Source organism: Marivivens donghaensis, assembly GCF_030410045.1.
GTDB classification, from domain to species: domain Bacteria; phylum Pseudomonadota; class Alphaproteobacteria; order Rhodobacterales; family Rhodobacteraceae; genus Marivivens; species Marivivens donghaensis.
On record NZ_JAUFRA010000005.1, the window covers coordinates 229,748 to 245,255 of the forward strand.

General features: G+C 57.7%; 17 protein-coding genes and 1 tRNA gene. 8 read left to right on the plus strand and 10 right to left on the minus strand.

The window, feature by feature from the left end; genetic code table 11:
• Nucleotides 1–107: 107 nt before the first annotated feature.
• Together tig and QWY83_RS06765 are read right to left on the minus strand one after the other, a co-directional pair.
• Nucleotides 108–1,433 (minus strand): trigger factor, encoded by a 1,326-nt coding sequence (gene tig, locus QWY83_RS06760; protein WP_249945557.1) that lies wholly within the window; start codon nt 1,431–1,433, stop codon nt 108–110.
• A 239-nt stretch (nt 1,434–1,672) separates the two neighbouring features.
• Nucleotides 1,673–1,757, minus strand: a tRNA-Leu gene (locus QWY83_RS06765).
• Nucleotides 1,758–1,964: 207 nt separating this feature from the next.
• Here QWY83_RS06765 and QWY83_RS06770 point away from each other — a divergent pair.
• A complete protein-coding gene (locus tag QWY83_RS06770) occupies nt 1,965–2,429 on the plus strand; it encodes a Hint domain-containing protein (RefSeq protein ID WP_249945556.1) in 465 nt (154 codons plus the stop codon).
• A 51-nt stretch (nt 2,430–2,480) separates the two neighbouring features.
• On the opposite strand, the gene QWY83_RS06775 is transcribed toward QWY83_RS06770, so the two are convergent.
• Complete coding sequence (locus QWY83_RS06775) at nt 2,481–4,025, minus strand: NAD(P)H-hydrate dehydratase (RefSeq protein ID WP_249945555.1); 1,545 nt, start codon at nt 4,023–4,025, stop codon at nt 2,481–2,483.
• Nucleotides 4,026–4,167: 142 nt separating this feature from the next.
• Between QWY83_RS06775 and QWY83_RS06780 the strand changes: the two genes are divergently transcribed.
• From QWY83_RS06780 to QWY83_RS06790, 3 genes are all read left to right on the plus strand, one after another.
• On the plus strand, nt 4,168–4,506 hold the full coding sequence (locus QWY83_RS06780; protein ID WP_067545695.1) for a P-II family nitrogen regulator: 339 nt from the start codon (nt 4,168–4,170) through the stop codon (nt 4,504–4,506).
• Nucleotides 4,507–4,541: 35 nt separating this feature from the next.
• Nucleotides 4,542–5,948: a type I glutamate--ammonia ligase gene (gene glnA, locus QWY83_RS06785; RefSeq protein WP_249945554.1), complete on the plus strand. Its 1,407-nt coding sequence runs from the start codon at nt 4,542–4,544 to the stop codon at nt 5,946–5,948.
• Between the two features lie 155 nt (nt 5,949–6,103).
• Nucleotides 6,104–6,286, plus strand: coding sequence for a hypothetical protein (locus QWY83_RS06790; RefSeq protein ID WP_249945553.1), 183 nt, complete (start codon nt 6,104–6,106; stop codon nt 6,284–6,286).
• Here the strand turns inward: QWY83_RS06790 and QWY83_RS06795 are convergent, their stop codons facing one another.
• The gene (locus QWY83_RS06795; RefSeq protein ID WP_249945552.1) at nt 6,287–7,012 is read right to left on the minus strand and encodes a heme-dependent oxidative N-demethylase family protein; all 726 of its coding nucleotides are present in this window, start codon (nt 7,010–7,012) and stop codon (nt 6,287–6,289) included.
• Between the two features lie 8 nt (nt 7,013–7,020).
• On the minus strand, nt 7,021–7,905 hold the full coding sequence (locus tag QWY83_RS06800; protein ID WP_249945551.1) for an endonuclease/exonuclease/phosphatase family protein: 885 nt from the start codon (nt 7,903–7,905) through the stop codon (nt 7,021–7,023).
• A gap of 197 nt (nt 7,906–8,102) precedes the next feature.
• Here QWY83_RS06800 and purB point away from each other — a divergent pair, with 197 nt between their 5' ends.
• From purB to QWY83_RS06815, 3 genes are all read left to right on the plus strand, one after another.
• Entirely contained in the window at nt 8,103–9,407 is a 1,305-nt protein-coding gene (gene purB, locus QWY83_RS06805; protein WP_249945550.1) for an adenylosuccinate lyase, read from the plus strand.
• 90 nt (nt 9,408–9,497) lie between these two features.
• Nucleotides 9,498–10,529 carry a FliG C-terminal domain-containing protein gene (locus tag QWY83_RS06810; protein ID WP_249945549.1) on the plus strand — a complete coding sequence of 344 codons (1,032 nt, stop codon included), beginning with the start codon at nt 9,498–9,500 and terminating at the stop codon, nt 10,527–10,529.
• 67 nt (nt 10,530–10,596) lie between these two features.
• Complete coding sequence (locus QWY83_RS06815) at nt 10,597–11,523, plus strand: lysophospholipid acyltransferase family protein (protein ID WP_249945548.1); 927 nt, start codon at nt 10,597–10,599, stop codon at nt 11,521–11,523.
• Here the strand turns inward: QWY83_RS06815 and QWY83_RS06820 are convergent.
• Both QWY83_RS06820 and QWY83_RS06825 read right to left on the minus strand, forming a co-directional pair.
• The gene (locus QWY83_RS06820; RefSeq protein WP_105234835.1) at nt 11,475–12,179 is read right to left on the minus strand and encodes a DUF1223 domain-containing protein; all 705 of its coding nucleotides are present in this window, start codon (nt 12,177–12,179) and stop codon (nt 11,475–11,477) included. The genes QWY83_RS06815 and QWY83_RS06820 overlap by 49 nt on opposite strands.
• A 133-nt stretch (nt 12,180–12,312) precedes the next feature.
• On the minus strand, nt 12,313–13,404 hold the full coding sequence (locus QWY83_RS06825; protein WP_249945547.1) for a Hint domain-containing protein: 1,092 nt from the start codon (nt 13,402–13,404) through the stop codon (nt 12,313–12,315).
• Nucleotides 13,405–13,623: 219 nt separating this feature from the next.
• Here QWY83_RS06825 and QWY83_RS06830 point away from each other — a divergent pair, with 219 nt between their 5' ends.
• Nucleotides 13,624–14,088, plus strand: coding sequence for a DUF7684 family protein (locus QWY83_RS06830; RefSeq protein WP_105234833.1), 465 nt, complete (start codon nt 13,624–13,626; stop codon nt 14,086–14,088).
• Here the strand turns inward: QWY83_RS06830 and QWY83_RS06835 are convergent, their stop codons facing one another.
• Genes QWY83_RS06835 through ccmC form a run of 3 tightly spaced genes read right to left on the minus strand, consistent with a single transcriptional unit; the run spans nt 14,089 to nt 15,498 of the window.
• Nucleotides 14,089–14,628 (minus strand): DsbE family thiol:disulfide interchange protein, encoded by a 540-nt coding sequence (locus QWY83_RS06835; protein ID WP_105234832.1) that lies wholly within the window; start codon nt 14,626–14,628, stop codon nt 14,089–14,091.
• Entirely contained in the window at nt 14,621–14,770 is a 150-nt protein-coding gene (ccmD, locus tag QWY83_RS06840; RefSeq protein WP_105234831.1) for a heme exporter protein CcmD, read from the minus strand. The genes QWY83_RS06835 and ccmD overlap by 8 nt, the downstream gene beginning before the upstream one ends.
• Nucleotides 14,767–15,498, minus strand: a complete 732-nt coding sequence (gene ccmC, locus QWY83_RS06845; RefSeq protein WP_249945546.1) for a heme ABC transporter permease CcmC — start codon at nt 15,496–15,498, stop codon at nt 14,767–14,769. Before ccmC ends, ccmD begins: the two co-directional genes overlap by 4 nt.
• Between the last annotated feature and the right edge of the window lie 10 nt (nt 15,499–15,508).

The window sequence follows — 15,508 nt, forward strand, 5'->3', positions numbered from 1 at the left end:
TAGGCCTGTTATCCCAATGGATAAACCTTTTTCGGTCGAGGTGTTTCGTCGCACAAACAAAAAAGGCGCCCCAAAAGGGCGCCTTTCGATCAGGGATAAACCGCTGATTATTCTTCTTCCAGAGCCTCAACAGCCTTCTGGAGATCTTCTTTCGATACTTCTTTGTCAGTCACAGAAGCGACCGAGAAGATGTGATCGACTACTTTGTCTTCAAAGATCGGAGCCTGAAGCTGCTGACGGAACTGAGCGTTCTGCTGAACGAATTCAAAGAACTGACGCTCTTGGCCCGGGTACTGACGTGCTTGATTCATGACCGCTTGGGTCAGTTCAGCGTCAGAAACTTTCACTTCTGCTTTGTTGCCGATTTCAGCAAGGAACAGACCCAGTTTCACGCGGCGTGCAGCGAGAGCTTTGTGCTCGTCGGTTGCTTCGATCGAACCGTGGTTGTGATCGTGCACTTCTGGGTTTTCTTCGTGCCACAGCTGGTGAGCGATCTGGTCAGCTTCAGCGTTAACCAGCGATTCCGGCAGGTCGAATTCAACTTTGCCGTCCAGCGCGTCGAGGAGCGAACGTTTCGCAACTGCGCGTGCTGCACCTTGGTATTCAGCTTCAAGACGCTCAGCGACTTGTGCTTTCAGCTGAGCGAGGTCTTCGGAACCGAATTTCTTAGCCAGTTCGTCGTCGATCGCTGCGTCTTTCGCTGCCTTAACAGCTTTGATGGTGCAGGTGAAAACAGCCGCTTTACCAGCGAGATTTTCAGCGCCGTATTCCTCAGGGAAGGTTACGTCTACGTCTTTCACGTCACCAGCTTTTACGCCAACAAGGCCAGCTTCAAAGCCAGGGATGAAGGAGTTCGAGCCGAGAACCAGCGGGTAGTCAGATGCTGCGCCGCCGTCGAATGCTTCGCCGTCAACTTTACCGAGGAAGTCCATGACAACTTGGTCGCCGTCTTCTGCAGCGCCGTCTTTGTCTTCGTAGGATTTCGCGGTTTTCGCGAGGTTTTCGAGAGCTTCGGTGATCGATGCGTCGTCAGCCTTAACAACCAGACGCTCCAGTTTCACGTCAGAGAAGTCGACTTCCGGAATGTCCGGCAGGCGCTCGTAGGAAACTTCGACAACAACGTCGTCACCTTCTTTCCAGTTCTCGTTGGTCATTTTCATTTCCGGCTGTGCTGCCGGACGGTCACCCGAAGTTTCGAGGTGGTTGTTCATCGCGCCGTCGATTGCGTCTTGCATCGCTTCGCCCAGAACACGCGGGCCGAACTGCTTTTTCAGCATAGCCATCGGGACTTTGCCCTTGCGGAAACCCTTCATTTCAATGTCGGGCTGAGCTTCGATGAGCTTTTCGTTTACTTTTGCGTCGAGCTCTGCGGCGGTTACAGTGATAGTGTAGCCGCGCTTGAGGCCTTCGTTGAGGGTCTCGGTGACCTGCATCGTATGCGTCCTTTTACGTCTCGTTCAGGCCGCACAACGGCGGCCACCCTAAATCAGCCGTCCTTCTATTGGGGCATAGCGCCCCATGCAAGGCGAAATGGCACATTCCCCCCTATTCCATCAGGATGTTTTTCGGGTCCATTCTGGGGAAACGCGTCGAATTCGGGAAAATAAGGCCCTGAACAGGCTGAGAGGACCGGCCAAGGGCCAATCTAAAACGTCAGTTCATTCAGGATTTATGGTGCGGGTGGAGGGACTTGAACCCCCACGCCTTGCGGCGCTAGAACCTAAATCTAGTGCGTCTACCAATTTCGCCACACCCGCTATGACCGGCGGTCTAGCAAAGCCTTGCGCGGGCTTCCAGCGAAAAATGAACACGTATTAAATGTATGTAAACACGCATAAAGTGTGTCCAAAAGGTTAACAATCGGCGCATATGGGCAGTCGGGGGTGCTTTTTGACTGGTGTTAACCCAATGCTTGCTTAACCTGCCTAGCAATTGAGGCAGACACAGCAAGAGCGGGAACCGCCATGCACCCTGATATCGAGATTCGCCCGGCGCAAGCCGTGGGCGTTCGTAATTTGACTGGCCTTGTGGCCGGCACCACCCTTTTGACGCTGGATGGGGAACTCCCTGTTGAGACGCTCGCCGCTGGCGATCGTGTGATTACGCGCGATTCTGGTATGGCGATCCTCCGCGAAGTTCGTGCGTTTACTGTCACCGCAGAGTTGATCCGCATTAAGGCAGGCACGCTGGGCAACACCCGCCCTGACCGTGACATGGCCGTTTTCGCGCAAACCCCGATCCACATCCGCGATTGGCGTGCGCAGGCTCTCTATGGTCAGGCGACCGCGATGGTCAGTGCAGAGCGTTTGATCGATGGTGAGTTCATCACACGGTCCGAACCCCTGTCGGTGATGATGTTTGAACTGGTGTTTGACCGTCAGCACATACTTTATGCAGACGGGATGGAGGTCGGATCGGCGGCTGTCTGATCCATACCACATCGTTTTGATGCGCCGCCCCTTTCGGGCGGCGTTTTCGCTTTAGAGGCCTAAGTCGCGGAATACGGCGGGCAGCGCCTCTGGCAGATCCTCGGCAATCAGCCCTGCGCCAAAATGACGGGCGGCGGCGGTGTGGAGCCATGCAGCCGTCTCTACATCCTTAATCCCCGTGATGATCCCCGCGAGCACATCGCCCGCCCCCGCCGTCGCGAGCCAAGGGGTCGCATTATCATACGTCGCCGCATTCAGGACCGTCGGGCGATGGGGCGCCGCAATGACGGTATCGCGCCCTTTGTAGAGAACGGTGCAGCCAGTGCGGCTCGCGGCCTCCTCGGTCACGATGATTTTCGACGGGTGGTCGATGAGGTCAGGGAACAACCGCGCAAATTCGCCGCCATGCGGGGTGAGAACGCAGTGGGGGTGAAGTGAGCTCATCAGCGCGTCATCCAACGCCAAAGCCGTCAGCGCATCCGCATCAATCACCGTGAACCGCTCGGCCGCGAGGATCGTGGGCAAAAACGCCGCCGCACGGTCGACGCCAAACGCGGGGCCAATGCAGAGACGGTCGTAGCGTTTATCCTCTAAGAGAGCGGTTAGGTCATTGGGCGTGTCGCAGGGCACCAGCATCACCGCCGTTTCGTGGGCGGCGTATTCCGAGATGGCGTCACGTGGCACCGCGATCGTGACCAGCCCCGCCCCCGCCCGCAGCGCAGCCCGCGCCGCCAGTCGCGCCGCCCCCGTTTTGCACGCAGGACCACCGAGGATCAGCGCGTGACCGTGACTATATTTATGCGTCACCCGCCGCAGCCCACCTTTGAGCGAGGATAGGCGCGGTTCAGATAGGCGCACAGCGTCGGGACAAAGTGTCGTGACACCAATGTCAGCGACCACCAGATCACCGCACAAATCGGGACCAATGTTCAGGTGATGGCCCAGTTTAGCGCGGTGAAAACTCACCGTGAGGTCATAGAAAATCCGCACATCCTCGGTCAGGTGCGATTGGCCTGTGTCCGCGTCCAATCCGCTGGGCAGATCAACAGCGACCCATTGGCCGCCCTCGGCATAGGCCAGATCGGCAGGCCAGACGGACAATGCGCGGAAGCCTTCTGCAATCTCACCCGTCACCGCCCGCGACAAGCCCGTGCCGAACACCGCATCAATCCAGAGCGCGGGATGATGCGCATCGTCCCAGCCCCGCAAGGCCGCACCCAAGTCAGCCCAAGGCCGCACCTGCCCCATCGCAACCCAACGGTCATAATTGGCGCGGGCATCGTTTGACAAACGCGCCGCGTCACCCGCAAAGAAACACGCGACCTCCCATCCACGCTCTGCCAAAAGCCGCGCAATGACGAAACCATCACCGCCGTTGTTGCCTGGCCCGCAGAGCACAACGGCAAGGTCAGGCGCGGTGGCCATCACGGGCCATTTGTCTAAAATGGCATCAACAACGCCCTGCCCCGCACGCTCCATCAACTGGAGGCCTGTGACACGGCCAGACGACATCGCAGCACCTTCAACGGCGCGCATTTGGGCAGAGGTCAGGACTTCGATCATCGTTTCAGCACCAAAAGTTTTCAAACCGCACATCAAGCGCGCATGTTGCACAATTTTTAATCACACCCTATGGAATCATCCCGAAGGAATAGCCTGCGTCAGCCTACCCGATTGTGCCTGCCGTGCAGACATGGTCTGACGCCGAAGGAACACCAAAGCGAAGGGAGTCGCGTCAGTGAAAAAGATCGAGGCGATCATCAAACCGTTCAAACTGGACGAGGTCAAGGAAGCCCTGCAGGACGCTGGCGTACAAGGTCTCTCCGTGATCGAAGTCAAAGGCTTTGGTCGTCAGAAAGGCCACACAGAGCTGTATCGCGGCGCTGAATATGTTGTGGACTTCCTGCCGAAAGTAAAAATCGAGGTCGTCCTTGCTGACGATCAAGTCGATGCCGCCATTGAGGCAATCATCGGCGCTGCCAAAACCGACAAGATCGGCGACGGTAAAATCTTCGTATCGCCTGTCGAACAAGCGATCCGTATCCGCACCGGTGAATCTGGCGACGACGCGCTTTAATTCACTGACAAATTTCACCTCAAGAGGAATCAGGGATGAACAACCAAGAATTTCTTAAACTTATCGCGGACGAAGGCGTAGAATACGTCGACGTACGTTTCACCGACCCGAAGGGTAAGCTCCAGCACGTGACGATCGTCTCCGACCTCGTTGACGAAGACTTCCTCGAAGAAGGTTTCATGTTCGACGGTTCGTCGATTGCTGGCTGGAAGTCGATCGACCAGTCCGACATGAAACTGATGCCGGATGCGTCCTCTGCTTACATGGACCCGTTCTATGCTGAGAAAACCATCGCGATCCACTGTGACGTTGTTGAGCCGGACACTGGCGAAGCCTATGACCGTTGCCCGCGTCAGATCGCGAAAAAAGCAGAAGCTTACCTGAAGTCCTCGGGCATCGGTGACGCTGCATACTTCGGCCCTGAAGCTGAATTCTTCCTGTTCGACGACGTTCGTTACTCGGTTACTCCGGCGAAAGTATCCTACCAGATCGACGCTGAAGCAGCTGCTTGGAACACCGACGCAGAAATCGAAATGGGCAACCTCGCACACCGTGCAGGTCACAAGGGCGGTTACTTCCCTGTGAACCCAATTGACGAAGCGCAGGACATCCGTGGCGAAATGCTCTCCACCATGAAGCGCATCGGCATCAAAGTTGACAAACACCACCACGAAGTGGCGACTTGTCAGCACGAGCTGGGCATGATCTTTGGTGGTCTGGTCGAGCAAGCCGACAACATCCAGAAGTACAAGTACATCATCCACAACGTGGCTGCGTCCTACGGCAAAACCGCAACCTTTATGCCCAAGCCGATGGCTGGCGATAACGGTTCTGGCATGCACGTAAACATGTCCATCTGGAAAGACGGCAAGCCGCTCTTTGCAGGCGACAAATACGCTGACCTGTCGCAGGACGCTCTGTACTTCATCGGTGGTATCCTGACCCACGCAAAAGCACTGAACGCGCTGACCAACCCGTCGACAAACTCCTACAAGCGTTTGATCCCGGGCTTCGAGGCTCCTGTTCTGCGCGCGTTCTCCGCACGCAACCGTTCGGGCTGTGTCCGTATTCCGTGGACCGAATCGCCGAAAGCAAAACGCGTAGAAGCTCGCTTCCCAGATCCGGCAGCGAACCCCTACCTCGCTTTCGCAGCTCTGATGATGGCTGGCCTCGACGGCATCAAAAACAAAATCGATCCGGGCGCTGCTTCGGACAAAGACCTCTACGATCTGCCGCCAGAAGAACTGGCAGCAATCCCGACCGTATGTGGTTCGCTGCGTGAAGCTCTGGAAGAGCTGGAAAAAGACATGGACTTCCTGCTTGCAGGCGACGTGTTCACCAAAGACCAGCTTCAGGCTTACATCGACCTGAAATGGAACGAGGTTTACGCTTACGAGCACACCCCGCATCCGGTCGAATACCAAATGTACTACAGCTGCTAATTTTAGCAGTCGTCAGACAATCGAGAGGGCGCCCCATTCGGGCGCCCTTTTCGTTTACTGGAACGGCCCCACGACAATTTCATGTCTTTGCCCTGATTTTGCCATTATAAGTTGAGATGTTGTCGCTGAGTAAACCAGTTTTCAGGTCCAGTATCATGTTTAAGAGTGTCCAAGATTACCTCGCGCCAAAGCCGATCCACATTCCGGCCTCTGCGCAGCCAAAGCCGCAGATGCGCCTGCCGCATCAGGCTGGCGTCATGTCTCGGCAAACGCCGACCTCTCATAAAAATTGGGTGTCCGCGCTGTTGGAGCGGGTCAAATCGACCCTCAACCCCTAATCAAATCGCAACCATCGTGGTGTGGATCGCAAAGAGAACCGCACCCGTTTTCGGCAGCCGCATGACGGTCTGCCGTTCACTGCGTTCATAGAGCGGATTGATGTCCGTGTAGGGACGCGGGTTCGATTCGCTGCGCACATGGAACAGCGTCGCGTCCTCATAACTGTGCAAATTCGCCCGCCACATCGGACGTAGCGGCTGCGCCCCATCAAACAAACGCTGCACGCGTTTGCCGATGTCCTCAGTGTAGGACGGCACGGGCACATGGATGCGCAAGAGCGGACGCCCGATTTTCTCGGCCAAGGTCCACGCGGCGGGGAAACACAAGAGCGCCGCTGTCAGCACATGTTCGTCGCCCTGCTTTTGCAAAAGGCACAGGTCCTCTTGGACCAGTTGCGACAGGGTGAGGAAGGGATCACTCCGGTCGATGGTTACGATCTGTCCGTCAGGGCGCGTCACCTGATCCGCCGTCACCGTGAACCCCACCGATGGCAATTCGGCCAAGATGACGTCGAGGAGTTCCACAACAGCCTCTTCTGCCTCGGGCAGGACACCGCAGACAGCCGCGCGATGATCGCGCATCAGACGGGCCTTTTCGCCCAACTGCCCCGTATAGGCGCTATCCACAGTGATCCACGGTCCCGTCACAGGTCGCATTGCGGGCAATCGGGCCGCAGCAACAGCGCGTTGTTCGTCGGGCAAGTGGTCTTGAAGAATGGGCGTCATGGCGGGTCCTACGGTCCGAATGACAGCACCAGACCATAATGATCCGACCCAGCCAAGGGGCGAATATCGACGGCACCCTGCCAACCCTGTGGGATCAACGTATGATCAATCGCAAAGGGCAGATGCGCGCCAAATCCGGGGAAGGTCGACAGATAACCACCGACCCGCACTGCGCCCGCCGTTTCCGCGATCCGCCGCACGGAACTGCCCCACGGGATCATGTTGAAATCCCCAGCAATCACGATCGGACCGTCGAGCGTTTCCAACCCATGCAGGATTTTCGGCACCTGCGAGGCTTGGGTGAACGGATAGGGCCAGTTGAGATGGACCGATCCGACCCAGATCTGCCCGATCTCTGGCACCTCAGCTTGGGCAATAACGATCCCGCTCCCCAGACTACAGCCCGCACCAGAGGGCGTCAGTGGGTAACGGGACAACAGCGCGATGCCGCCGTTCCCTTGGCTCGCGCAGGCGAGGCGATGGGGAAAACGTTCCTCTAGCCCGTCGAGCACGAGCTGGTTGATCGATGAGGTTTCTTGCAGCGTTACGAAATCCGCGTCTGTCGACAGGATATCGGCCAAGATCGCCTCGGGCGTGGCACCGTTCCACAGCATGTTCTTTTGATAGAGCCTCAGCGGCCCCGATCCACGCACCGCACCGCCCGCGAAATCACCCCATGTGACCACGCCAGAGGCAATCACCGCGACCAAGACGCCAGCCGCCCACCGCTTTAGGCCAAAAAACAACAGGGCGATGACAATCACCAAACCCGCAGCCAGCAATATAGGGCGCCCCAAAGACAAGGAATCGGCCAGAGGAATCCACGTCCCAAGGTGCGTAAACGCCAAGAGCGTCACACCTAGAAACGTTATGAATTTCAGAACACTACGCATCGATCCTCTCGCCCCATCTCGGCGGGTTTCGCCTATAGTCCTGACGCATCATTCCCCCGAGTTCAATGCGCCAAGGGCATAGCCCCCACACCCTAGCGGCCTTTTGCCCAACAGTTATGGCTGTGCTGCTCTTGTTACGACACGTCATGCATCGTATGAGGCGCGTGAAACTTTCCACCGACGAAAGGCCGCTGCCAATGATCCCTCGCTATTCCCGCCCTGAAATGGTCTCCATCTGGGAACCTGCAACCAAATTCAAAATCTGGTACGAGATCGAGGCACACGCCTGTGACGCCATGGCCGATCTGGGCGTTATCCCCCGCGAAAACGCTGATGCGGTTTGGAAAGCCAAAGACGTAGAGTTTGATGTCGCCCGCATCGACGAAATCGAAGCAGTCACCAAACACGACGTGATCGCGTTCCTGACACACCTTGCAGAACATGTAGGCTCTGAAGAGGCTCGTTTCGTTCACCAAGGTATGACCTCCTCGGACGTCCTCGACACCTGCTTGAACGTTCAGTTGGTTCGCGCGTCTGACATCCTGATCAAAGACATGGAAGCCCTGCTCGCAGCGCTTAAGAAGCGCTCGATGGAGCATAAAAACACCGTTCGCGTTGGCCGCAGCCACGGCATCCACGCAGAGCCGACCACTATGGGTCTGACCTTTGCACGCTTCTACGCTGAGATGGACCGCAACCTTGCGCGTCTGAAACTCGCTCGTGAAGAAATCGCAACTGGCGCAATTTCGGGCGCTGTTGGCACCTTCGCAAACATCGACCCCCGCGTTGAAGAGCACGTCTGCGCGAAACTCGGCCTGAACCCAGAGCCGATCAGCACCCAAGTGATCCCGCGCGACCGTCACGCGATGTTCTTTGCAACGCTCGGCGTGATCGCATCCTCTATCGAAAACGTAGCGATCGAAATCCGTCACATGCAGCGCACCGAAGTTCTTGAGGGCGCAGAGTTCTTCTCGATGGGTCAAAAAGGCTCGTCGGCGATGCCGCACAAAAAGAACCCTGTTCTGACCGAAAACCTCACAGGTCTGGCGCGTCTGGTTCGTATGTCAGTCATTCCTGCGATGGAAAACGTCGCCCTCTGGCACGAGCGTGATATTTCGCACTCCTCCGTTGAGCGTGCGATTGGCCCAGATGCCACCATCACCCTCGACTTTGCCCTGAACCGTCTGACCGGCGTTGTCGATAAAATGCTCATCTTCCCGCAGAACATGCTGGATAACATGAACAAATTCCCGGGTCTGGTGATGTCGCAGCGCGTTCTGCTGGCCCTGACCCAAGCAGGCGTATCACGCGAGGACGCATATTCCATGGTTCAGCGCAACGCGTTGAAAGTCTGGGAAGACCGCGTTGATTTCCGTGAACAACTGCTCGCAGACGAGGATGTTGTGAACGCGCTTGGCGTTGATGCGATCAACGAAAAATTCGACATGGACTACCACACCAAACACGTGGACACGATCTTTAAGCGCGTGTTCGGCGCATAATCGGATCGGGGGCCTTCGGGCCCCCTTTTCATTTGGGGCTAACGGTTTTTTCACCTTTCCAACCGATCCTTGGGCGGAAAGGAGACCACAATGCCCGATGGATCACAGCTCCCCCCGATTGCGCATCTGACCCGCCGTCAAAAGGCGGCGCTGTTGGTGCAATATCTGATGGCGGACGGGCAGACGCTGAACCTCTCTGACATGCCAGAGGACGCGCAAATCGCCCTCACCCGCGAGATCGCCGATATCGGCATGGTGGATCGGGCAACGGTGGATCATGTGGTGATCGAATTCCTAGACGAGATGGACCGCCTCGGCCTCACGGGGCCCGGTGGTATCTCTGCCGCTCTTGATGCGTTGTCAGGACAACTCAGCGCAGGGACCACGGCGCGGCTCAACGACGAACTCTCTGGCACCGACCCGTGGCGGCAGATTTGCAAGCTAGAGGTCGATCAGATCGTCCCTCTGGTCAATGCAGAGGCAATAGAAGTCTGCGCGATCACCCTGTCGAAACTCCCCGTTGATAAGGCCGCCCAAGTGCTAGGCCGCATTGCGGGCGAACGGGCGCGGCGGATCACCTATACGATGTCGCTGACCACAGGCGTAGCGCCCGAAACCGTCCTGCGGATTGGCACCGCTTTGATTGGCGATTACGGCAAACCGCGCGAAACGGCCTTTGCCCAGCCTGCCCCACGGCACCTCGGTGCGATCCTCACGGCGAGCGGCGCTGACCTGCGCGACAGTCTTTTGTCCGATCTGCAGGACGATGATCCCGTTTTCACCGCGCAGGTTCGGCAGGCGATCTTTACCTTTGCCGACATCCCTGCCCGCCTGCCCCCGCCCGACGTGCCCAAAGTACTACGCGCTGCGGATCAGGCGGATGTGGTGGCGGCGCTGGCCCATGCGGTAGCGGCGGGTGGCGCGCTAGAGGCTGGGGCAGACTATCTCCTTGCGAACCTGTCGCAACGGGTGGCGGACCAGATCAAGGATGAGATGGCGGAGCGCGGCACCCCACGCAAGGCAGATGGCGAGGCAGCCCAGACCCGAATGACCGCCGTCATCCAGAAATTGGCCGAAACGGGCGATATAACGCTCTTTTCTACGGGAGAGGACGCTGCGTGATCCATCGTGCTGCTTGAGATTGCGGAGCCAGCCCTTTATCTGAGGGGCAGACCGCACAGGATGGCACATGGCCCAAACTCAAGAGACCGACCTCGGCACACGCGCCGATTGGATCATTGACCGCATTTTGCGCGGCATGATCGGTGGGCTAATGCGTCTGCCTTACGAGACGCGCGTGGCGCTCATGGGGGCCGTCACAAAGCGGGTCATCGGGCCTATCGCGGGCTACCGCAAACGGGCGCTGGCTAACCTGTCGTTGATTTTCCCTGACATGTCAGACGCCGAAAAATCCCGTATTGCTGACGGCGTGCTGGACAACGTGGGCCGCACCTTGATCGAAAACTATTCATGGCAGGAATTCGGTCAACGCCTTGCTCGGGCCGAGATCAGCGGCGATGGCATGGCGGCCGTCGAAGAGGCCCGCGCAACTGGCCGTCCGATCCTCTTTATCACGGGGCATTTCGGCAACCACGAGGCCCCGCGTCAGGTGCTCACGAACAAAGGTTACATCATCGGCGGCCTCTACCGACCGATGAAGAACGCCTATTTCAACGATCACTACGCCAGCACAATGACCGAACTCTCTGGCCCCGTCTTTGCCCAAGGGCGGCGCGGCACGGCAGGGTTTGCAAAACATCTGCGTGGTGGCGGCATGGGCACGCTGTTGTTTGATGTGGCCGTGCCTGATGGGGTTTTGTTGGATTTCGTCGGACATCCCGCGATGACCGCGACCTCTGCCGCCGATATTGCACTGCGGATGGATGCGCTCTTGGTGCCCTATTTCGGGATCCGACAGGCCGATGGTGTGAGTTTTGACGTAGCCGTTGAGACGCCCATCGAACACACGACCCCTGAACAGATGATGGCAGAGGCGACCGCTCGACTAGAGGCCCGCGTCAGGGCCAACCCCGAACAGTGGTTCTGGGTGCATAACCGTTGGAAGCCTCAGCGCACGCGCCCTGCCGATACGATCAACCCTGGCCCAGGTTCCTGAAGGATCACGACCGCTGGCGCGTCGCCTTCGATGGTCACAGAGAGCGACAGCGGCGTGCGCGTGTCCCATTCGCCCAGATCGTCCCACGACGTGACGATATTCGTGTAATCAACGGTTTTTCCAGCGTTTTCACCGCGTTCAATATCGACCTGCGCATTGGGTTGATAACGAACAAGTTGCACCGTCAGCGGTGTTGCAAAGCTCTGCAGGGACTCGGCGGTTAGGGTCAGCGTATTGCCCGACCGCTCAAGATCCAGATCAATGCCATCGGCCATGATGATGTGACGGCGCATCAGCTCCATCAGTTCCATCGGGTGTGCGCCAACCACATGGTCCACACCTCCGATCACGAACTGCGGCGTGTAGATGGTCCGCTCGCCTGCTTGGGCGGCGTAGCGTTTCTGGCGTTCGGTAAAGGCCGGATTGGCAAAGCTATCAGCCCAGCCGATGTAATCCCAATAGTCCACATGCAGCGCCAGCGGGATCACATCATCGCTCTGCGCCAATTCTGCGAGAATTTCATCGGCAGGCGGACAGGACGAACAGCCCTGAGAGGTGAACAATTCAACAATAATGGGGGGATGATCATCCGCATGGGCAACTGCAGGCAGGGTCATAGCCAAGCCACACATCACCGATCCCAAAAGCTGTCGCATGTTTACATCCGTGTTCGTTTCCTAAGACCGATTTAGCGCAACACGCTCACACTCTCCAATCAATGAATTGCGAGACTTTGACATGATTGCACAGAGGACACGATTTTTAGGGGCAACGTCTGTGCGAATACGCTCAGGCGGTTTCACGTTCCGGCCGACGGGACAGAGGCGATTTTCGGTCGAGTAGCCCCTCGCGCTCCATCGCCCACCGCAGGAGTTCCGCCTCTCGCGCGGTCAAGCACATACGGGCCGCAGGGCCATAATGTTCCCACCCGCCACGCAGCACAGGAAACACATCGAGGAGCGCGGCACGGTCGGCCTCTGAAATGGTTTTGATCGCTTCAGGTCCGGGCAAGAGGCTTTCACTCAGCAAACCATCCGCCATCACAATATCGTGCTGGTCGAGCGCGAAATGGACGTAATGCGCGAGCGCCCGTGGCTCTGACCGAATGAGGTCGCCATCGATTAAATGTTTCGCGGCGACGAGCACGTCCTCTTCGCCAAAGAGCAGTTCAACAAAGGGGCCGTGGATCATCAAACGGTGATTTGGCGAGACGTAGACTGGCACTTCGTTATCCAAGACACCCGTTGCGATCCGAACCGGCGCATTTTTCCCAACGCCAAGGATCGTGTTTTGCCCAACCCAGCGGATCGGTTGCAACCCGTGGTCCATGGTTTCGACCAGATCACCCACGCGCAATTGCTGCACAGGCACCCAGCCCCGCGCAGTCTGGATCGTTGTCCCAGCGAGGTAACAGACGAACATCTGATCAACGCCGGCGGTATAAATCCCTGTGTATTCAACGCCGTTCCATGTGCCTATGGTGACAGAGGAGACCGCGGAATAGTGACCCTGCGGGATCGACGAATCCATGAGGCGGTAACCCCATGTGCCATCAGTGAACAACGTGACCTCAATATCGAGGCCCGTGATCACCTGACCGTTCATCACAATAGACGAATTGGTGTAGAGCGCGATTTCCTGCGGGTAGAGGTTCTTCGTCGGGCCAATGATATAGTCGCCCGCGTATCGTAACGGCCCGCCGTCTAGGTCATCGTCGTTGACGACGCCGTCATTGTCGCCATCACGAATGGTATATTCGATGTAGTATGGGTTGTTGATCGTGTAGCCGTTCAGGCTCTCATCAAGAACGTCTTGAGAGAGAAACTCTGGGAAAGGGAACGACGTTGGAAAATACCAACCCCAACTGAGCGTGTCGACCATACCGCAAAAACCTCATGACTATACAGGATCTGTAACGGCAGCATCTGTGGCAAATTTAGTGCCAAGTTCGGCGAGGATCCCGAATGAGGTGCGCTTTGCGGTCGCAGCATTGAATACACAAATTATCCACAGGGTTGCCCACCCCTAAGTGGTTCTATCCACAGGCTTACCCCCTGAATCCGATTTGCCGAATCCACAGGGGGGTGGTCGATTTGGGGGATGGATATTCAACTCTCCCACCTGCGTCTTTCTGCCGACGACGCCTACCCGCCCCTGCCGGAAAACCGCGCCTACGCGCTGGTCATCATCGCGCATGAGGAAACCTCGGCCTACTGGCGTCGGGGTTTGGCGGAAAAGATGGCTGTGGGGGCCTGCGTTCAGGCGAATATCTGGGGCAGCGATGCCGAAGAGTGGTGCGCAGACATCGACGCCGCCAACGCGCTGTCGATCATGACCGAAGAACGGGCCGAATATTTCCCCGACATCGAGGTCTCTAGCCAGTCGTCGCGCGTGATTGACGATGTGTTCGACTTTGCCACAGCGCAGATGCACACGTCAGAGGCCGAAGAGCTCAGCCTCTTGATCGTGTTGGAAATTGGTGAACCTGCGTGGCGCTATGATCTGTCGGGCATGGCCTGCCGTGCCGCCCGCGATTGGGGCGCCATGGCGGCCTATGCCTGCTGATCAGTTCCCAAGCGCCTTTTGCAACTCTGGTAAAAACCGTTCTTCGTAGTCAGTGCCGATCAGCGGCCCTGCAAAACGGTAGAGAACCGTGCCGTCACCATCGACGATGAAGGTCTCTGGTGGGGCGGTCACACCCCAGTCGATGCTGCCGCGCCCTGTGGCGTCAAACCCCGTCGCAAAGAACGGATTGCCCAGTTCGGTCAGATAATCGCTCGCCGCGCCTTGGGTGTCGCGGAAGTTCACGCCAGCCACGCGGTAGCCCTGCTCGGCCAATTCATGCAGCACAGGATGTTCGGCACGGCACGGCGGGCACCAGCTTGCCCAGAAGTTCACCAGCGTCACTTCGCCCGACCGCAGCATCTCTGGCGTCAATTGGACGGTGCCCTCTAGCGCCTCTGTCGGCAGGGCCGGAGCCTCTTTACCGATAAAGGTCGACGGGAGTTTGTCGTCGTTGCCAAAATACATACCGCTGAAAAACAGCCCCGCGATCCCTGCAAAGATCACAGGGGGTAGGATTGCCAATACCGGAACCTTAGCCATGTTTCGTCTCAACCTCTTCAAGCCGTTTCTTTGCGGCGCGGCTCTGTTTCAGGCTCACCAGCGCGAGGGCGGCCAAAAGGCCGATCGTCACGCCGTAAGACAGCCAGATATGAAGCGTGTGTTTGCCGAAATCGACCATCATGCAGCCCTCCGAGCCCGCGCCTCAAGCGCATCAGCGCGCCGTAGACGGATATGTGTGTTGGTTCGGATCAAAACCAATGCGACAAAAAAGAGCCCAAAGCCCACCATCGAAATCACCGCAGGCCACCAGAACGACGCGTCGATGTTGGTTTCACGGTCGGCAGAGAATGTCGCGGTTTGGTGCAGGCCCTTGCCCCAGAACATCGCCGCATAGCGCGAGAGCACCGCAAAGACCGACCCCACGATGCAGAGGACCGAAGTCAGGTCGGCAGCGGTATCGTTGTCCTCAATCGCGGTCCAGAGGGCCATGTAGCCGATGTAGAACAGGAACAGGATCAGGAACGATGTAAGGCGCGGCTCCCATGCCCACCATGTACCCCATGTCGGTTGGCCCCAGATCGCGCCCGTTGCCAGAGCAATCACCGTCATGATCGCGCCAATCGGTGCCGCCGCCCGCGCCGCAAGCGCCGAGACGTGGTGACGGCGGATCAGCCAGATCAACGAGGCGACCAGCATCATCATCCAGCCGTTAATCGCCATTAGTGCGGAAGGCACATGGACGAAGAGGATTTTGACCGAGTGCTCGAACTGGTCGGCTGCTGGGGTGTTGAACAGGCCCCAGAGCAAGCCAACTATGATCAGCAGCATCGACCCGCCAAAGATCCACGGGATCAGTGGCGCCGTCGTGGCCATAAATTTCTTGGGGTTTGCATATTCCCAGATCGACATGATGTCCCCT

What these genes read in the sequence shown, in the direction of transcription:
- tig (WP_249945557.1), bottom strand. Translation starts at nt 1,433, where the DNA reads ATGCAGGTCACCGAGACCCTCAACGAAGGCCTCAAGCGCGGCTACACT.
- QWY83_RS06770 (WP_249945556.1), top strand. Translation starts at nt 1,965, where the DNA reads ATGCACCCTGATATCGAGATTCGCCCGGCGCAAGCCGTGGGCGTTCGT.
- QWY83_RS06775 (WP_249945555.1), bottom strand. Translation starts at nt 4,025, where the DNA reads ATGTGCGGTTTGAAAACTTTTGGTGCTGAAACGATGATCGAAGTCCTG.
- glnA (WP_249945554.1), top strand. Translation starts at nt 4,542, where the DNA reads ATGAACAACCAAGAATTTCTTAAACTTATCGCGGACGAAGGCGTAGAA.
- QWY83_RS06790 (WP_249945553.1), top strand. Translation starts at nt 6,104, where the DNA reads ATGTTTAAGAGTGTCCAAGATTACCTCGCGCCAAAGCCGATCCACATT.
- QWY83_RS06795 (WP_249945552.1), bottom strand. Translation starts at nt 7,012, where the DNA reads ATGACGCCCATTCTTCAAGACCACTTGCCCGACGAACAACGCGCTGTT.
- QWY83_RS06800 (WP_249945551.1), bottom strand. Translation starts at nt 7,905, where the DNA reads ATGCGTAGTGTTCTGAAATTCATAACGTTTCTAGGTGTGACGCTCTTG.
- purB (WP_249945550.1), top strand. Translation starts at nt 8,103, where the DNA reads ATGATCCCTCGCTATTCCCGCCCTGAAATGGTCTCCATCTGGGAACCT.
- QWY83_RS06810 (WP_249945549.1), top strand. Translation starts at nt 9,498, where the DNA reads ATGCCCGATGGATCACAGCTCCCCCCGATTGCGCATCTGACCCGCCGT.
- QWY83_RS06815 (WP_249945548.1), top strand. Translation starts at nt 10,597, where the DNA reads ATGGCCCAAACTCAAGAGACCGACCTCGGCACACGCGCCGATTGGATC.
- QWY83_RS06820 (WP_105234835.1), bottom strand. Translation starts at nt 12,179, where the DNA reads ATGCGACAGCTTTTGGGATCGGTGATGTGTGGCTTGGCTATGACCCTG.
- QWY83_RS06825 (WP_249945547.1), bottom strand. Translation starts at nt 13,404, where the DNA reads ATGGTCGACACGCTCAGTTGGGGTTGGTATTTTCCAACGTCGTTCCCT.
- QWY83_RS06830 (WP_105234833.1), top strand. Translation starts at nt 13,624, where the DNA reads ATGGATATTCAACTCTCCCACCTGCGTCTTTCTGCCGACGACGCCTAC.
- QWY83_RS06835 (WP_105234832.1), bottom strand. Translation starts at nt 14,628, where the DNA reads ATGGCTAAGGTTCCGGTATTGGCAATCCTACCCCCTGTGATCTTTGCA.
- ccmD (WP_105234831.1), bottom strand. Translation starts at nt 14,770, where the DNA reads ATGATGGTCGATTTCGGCAAACACACGCTTCATATCTGGCTGTCTTAC.
- ccmC (WP_249945546.1), bottom strand. Translation starts at nt 15,498, where the DNA reads ATGTCGATCTGGGAATATGCAAACCCCAAGAAATTTATGGCCACGACG.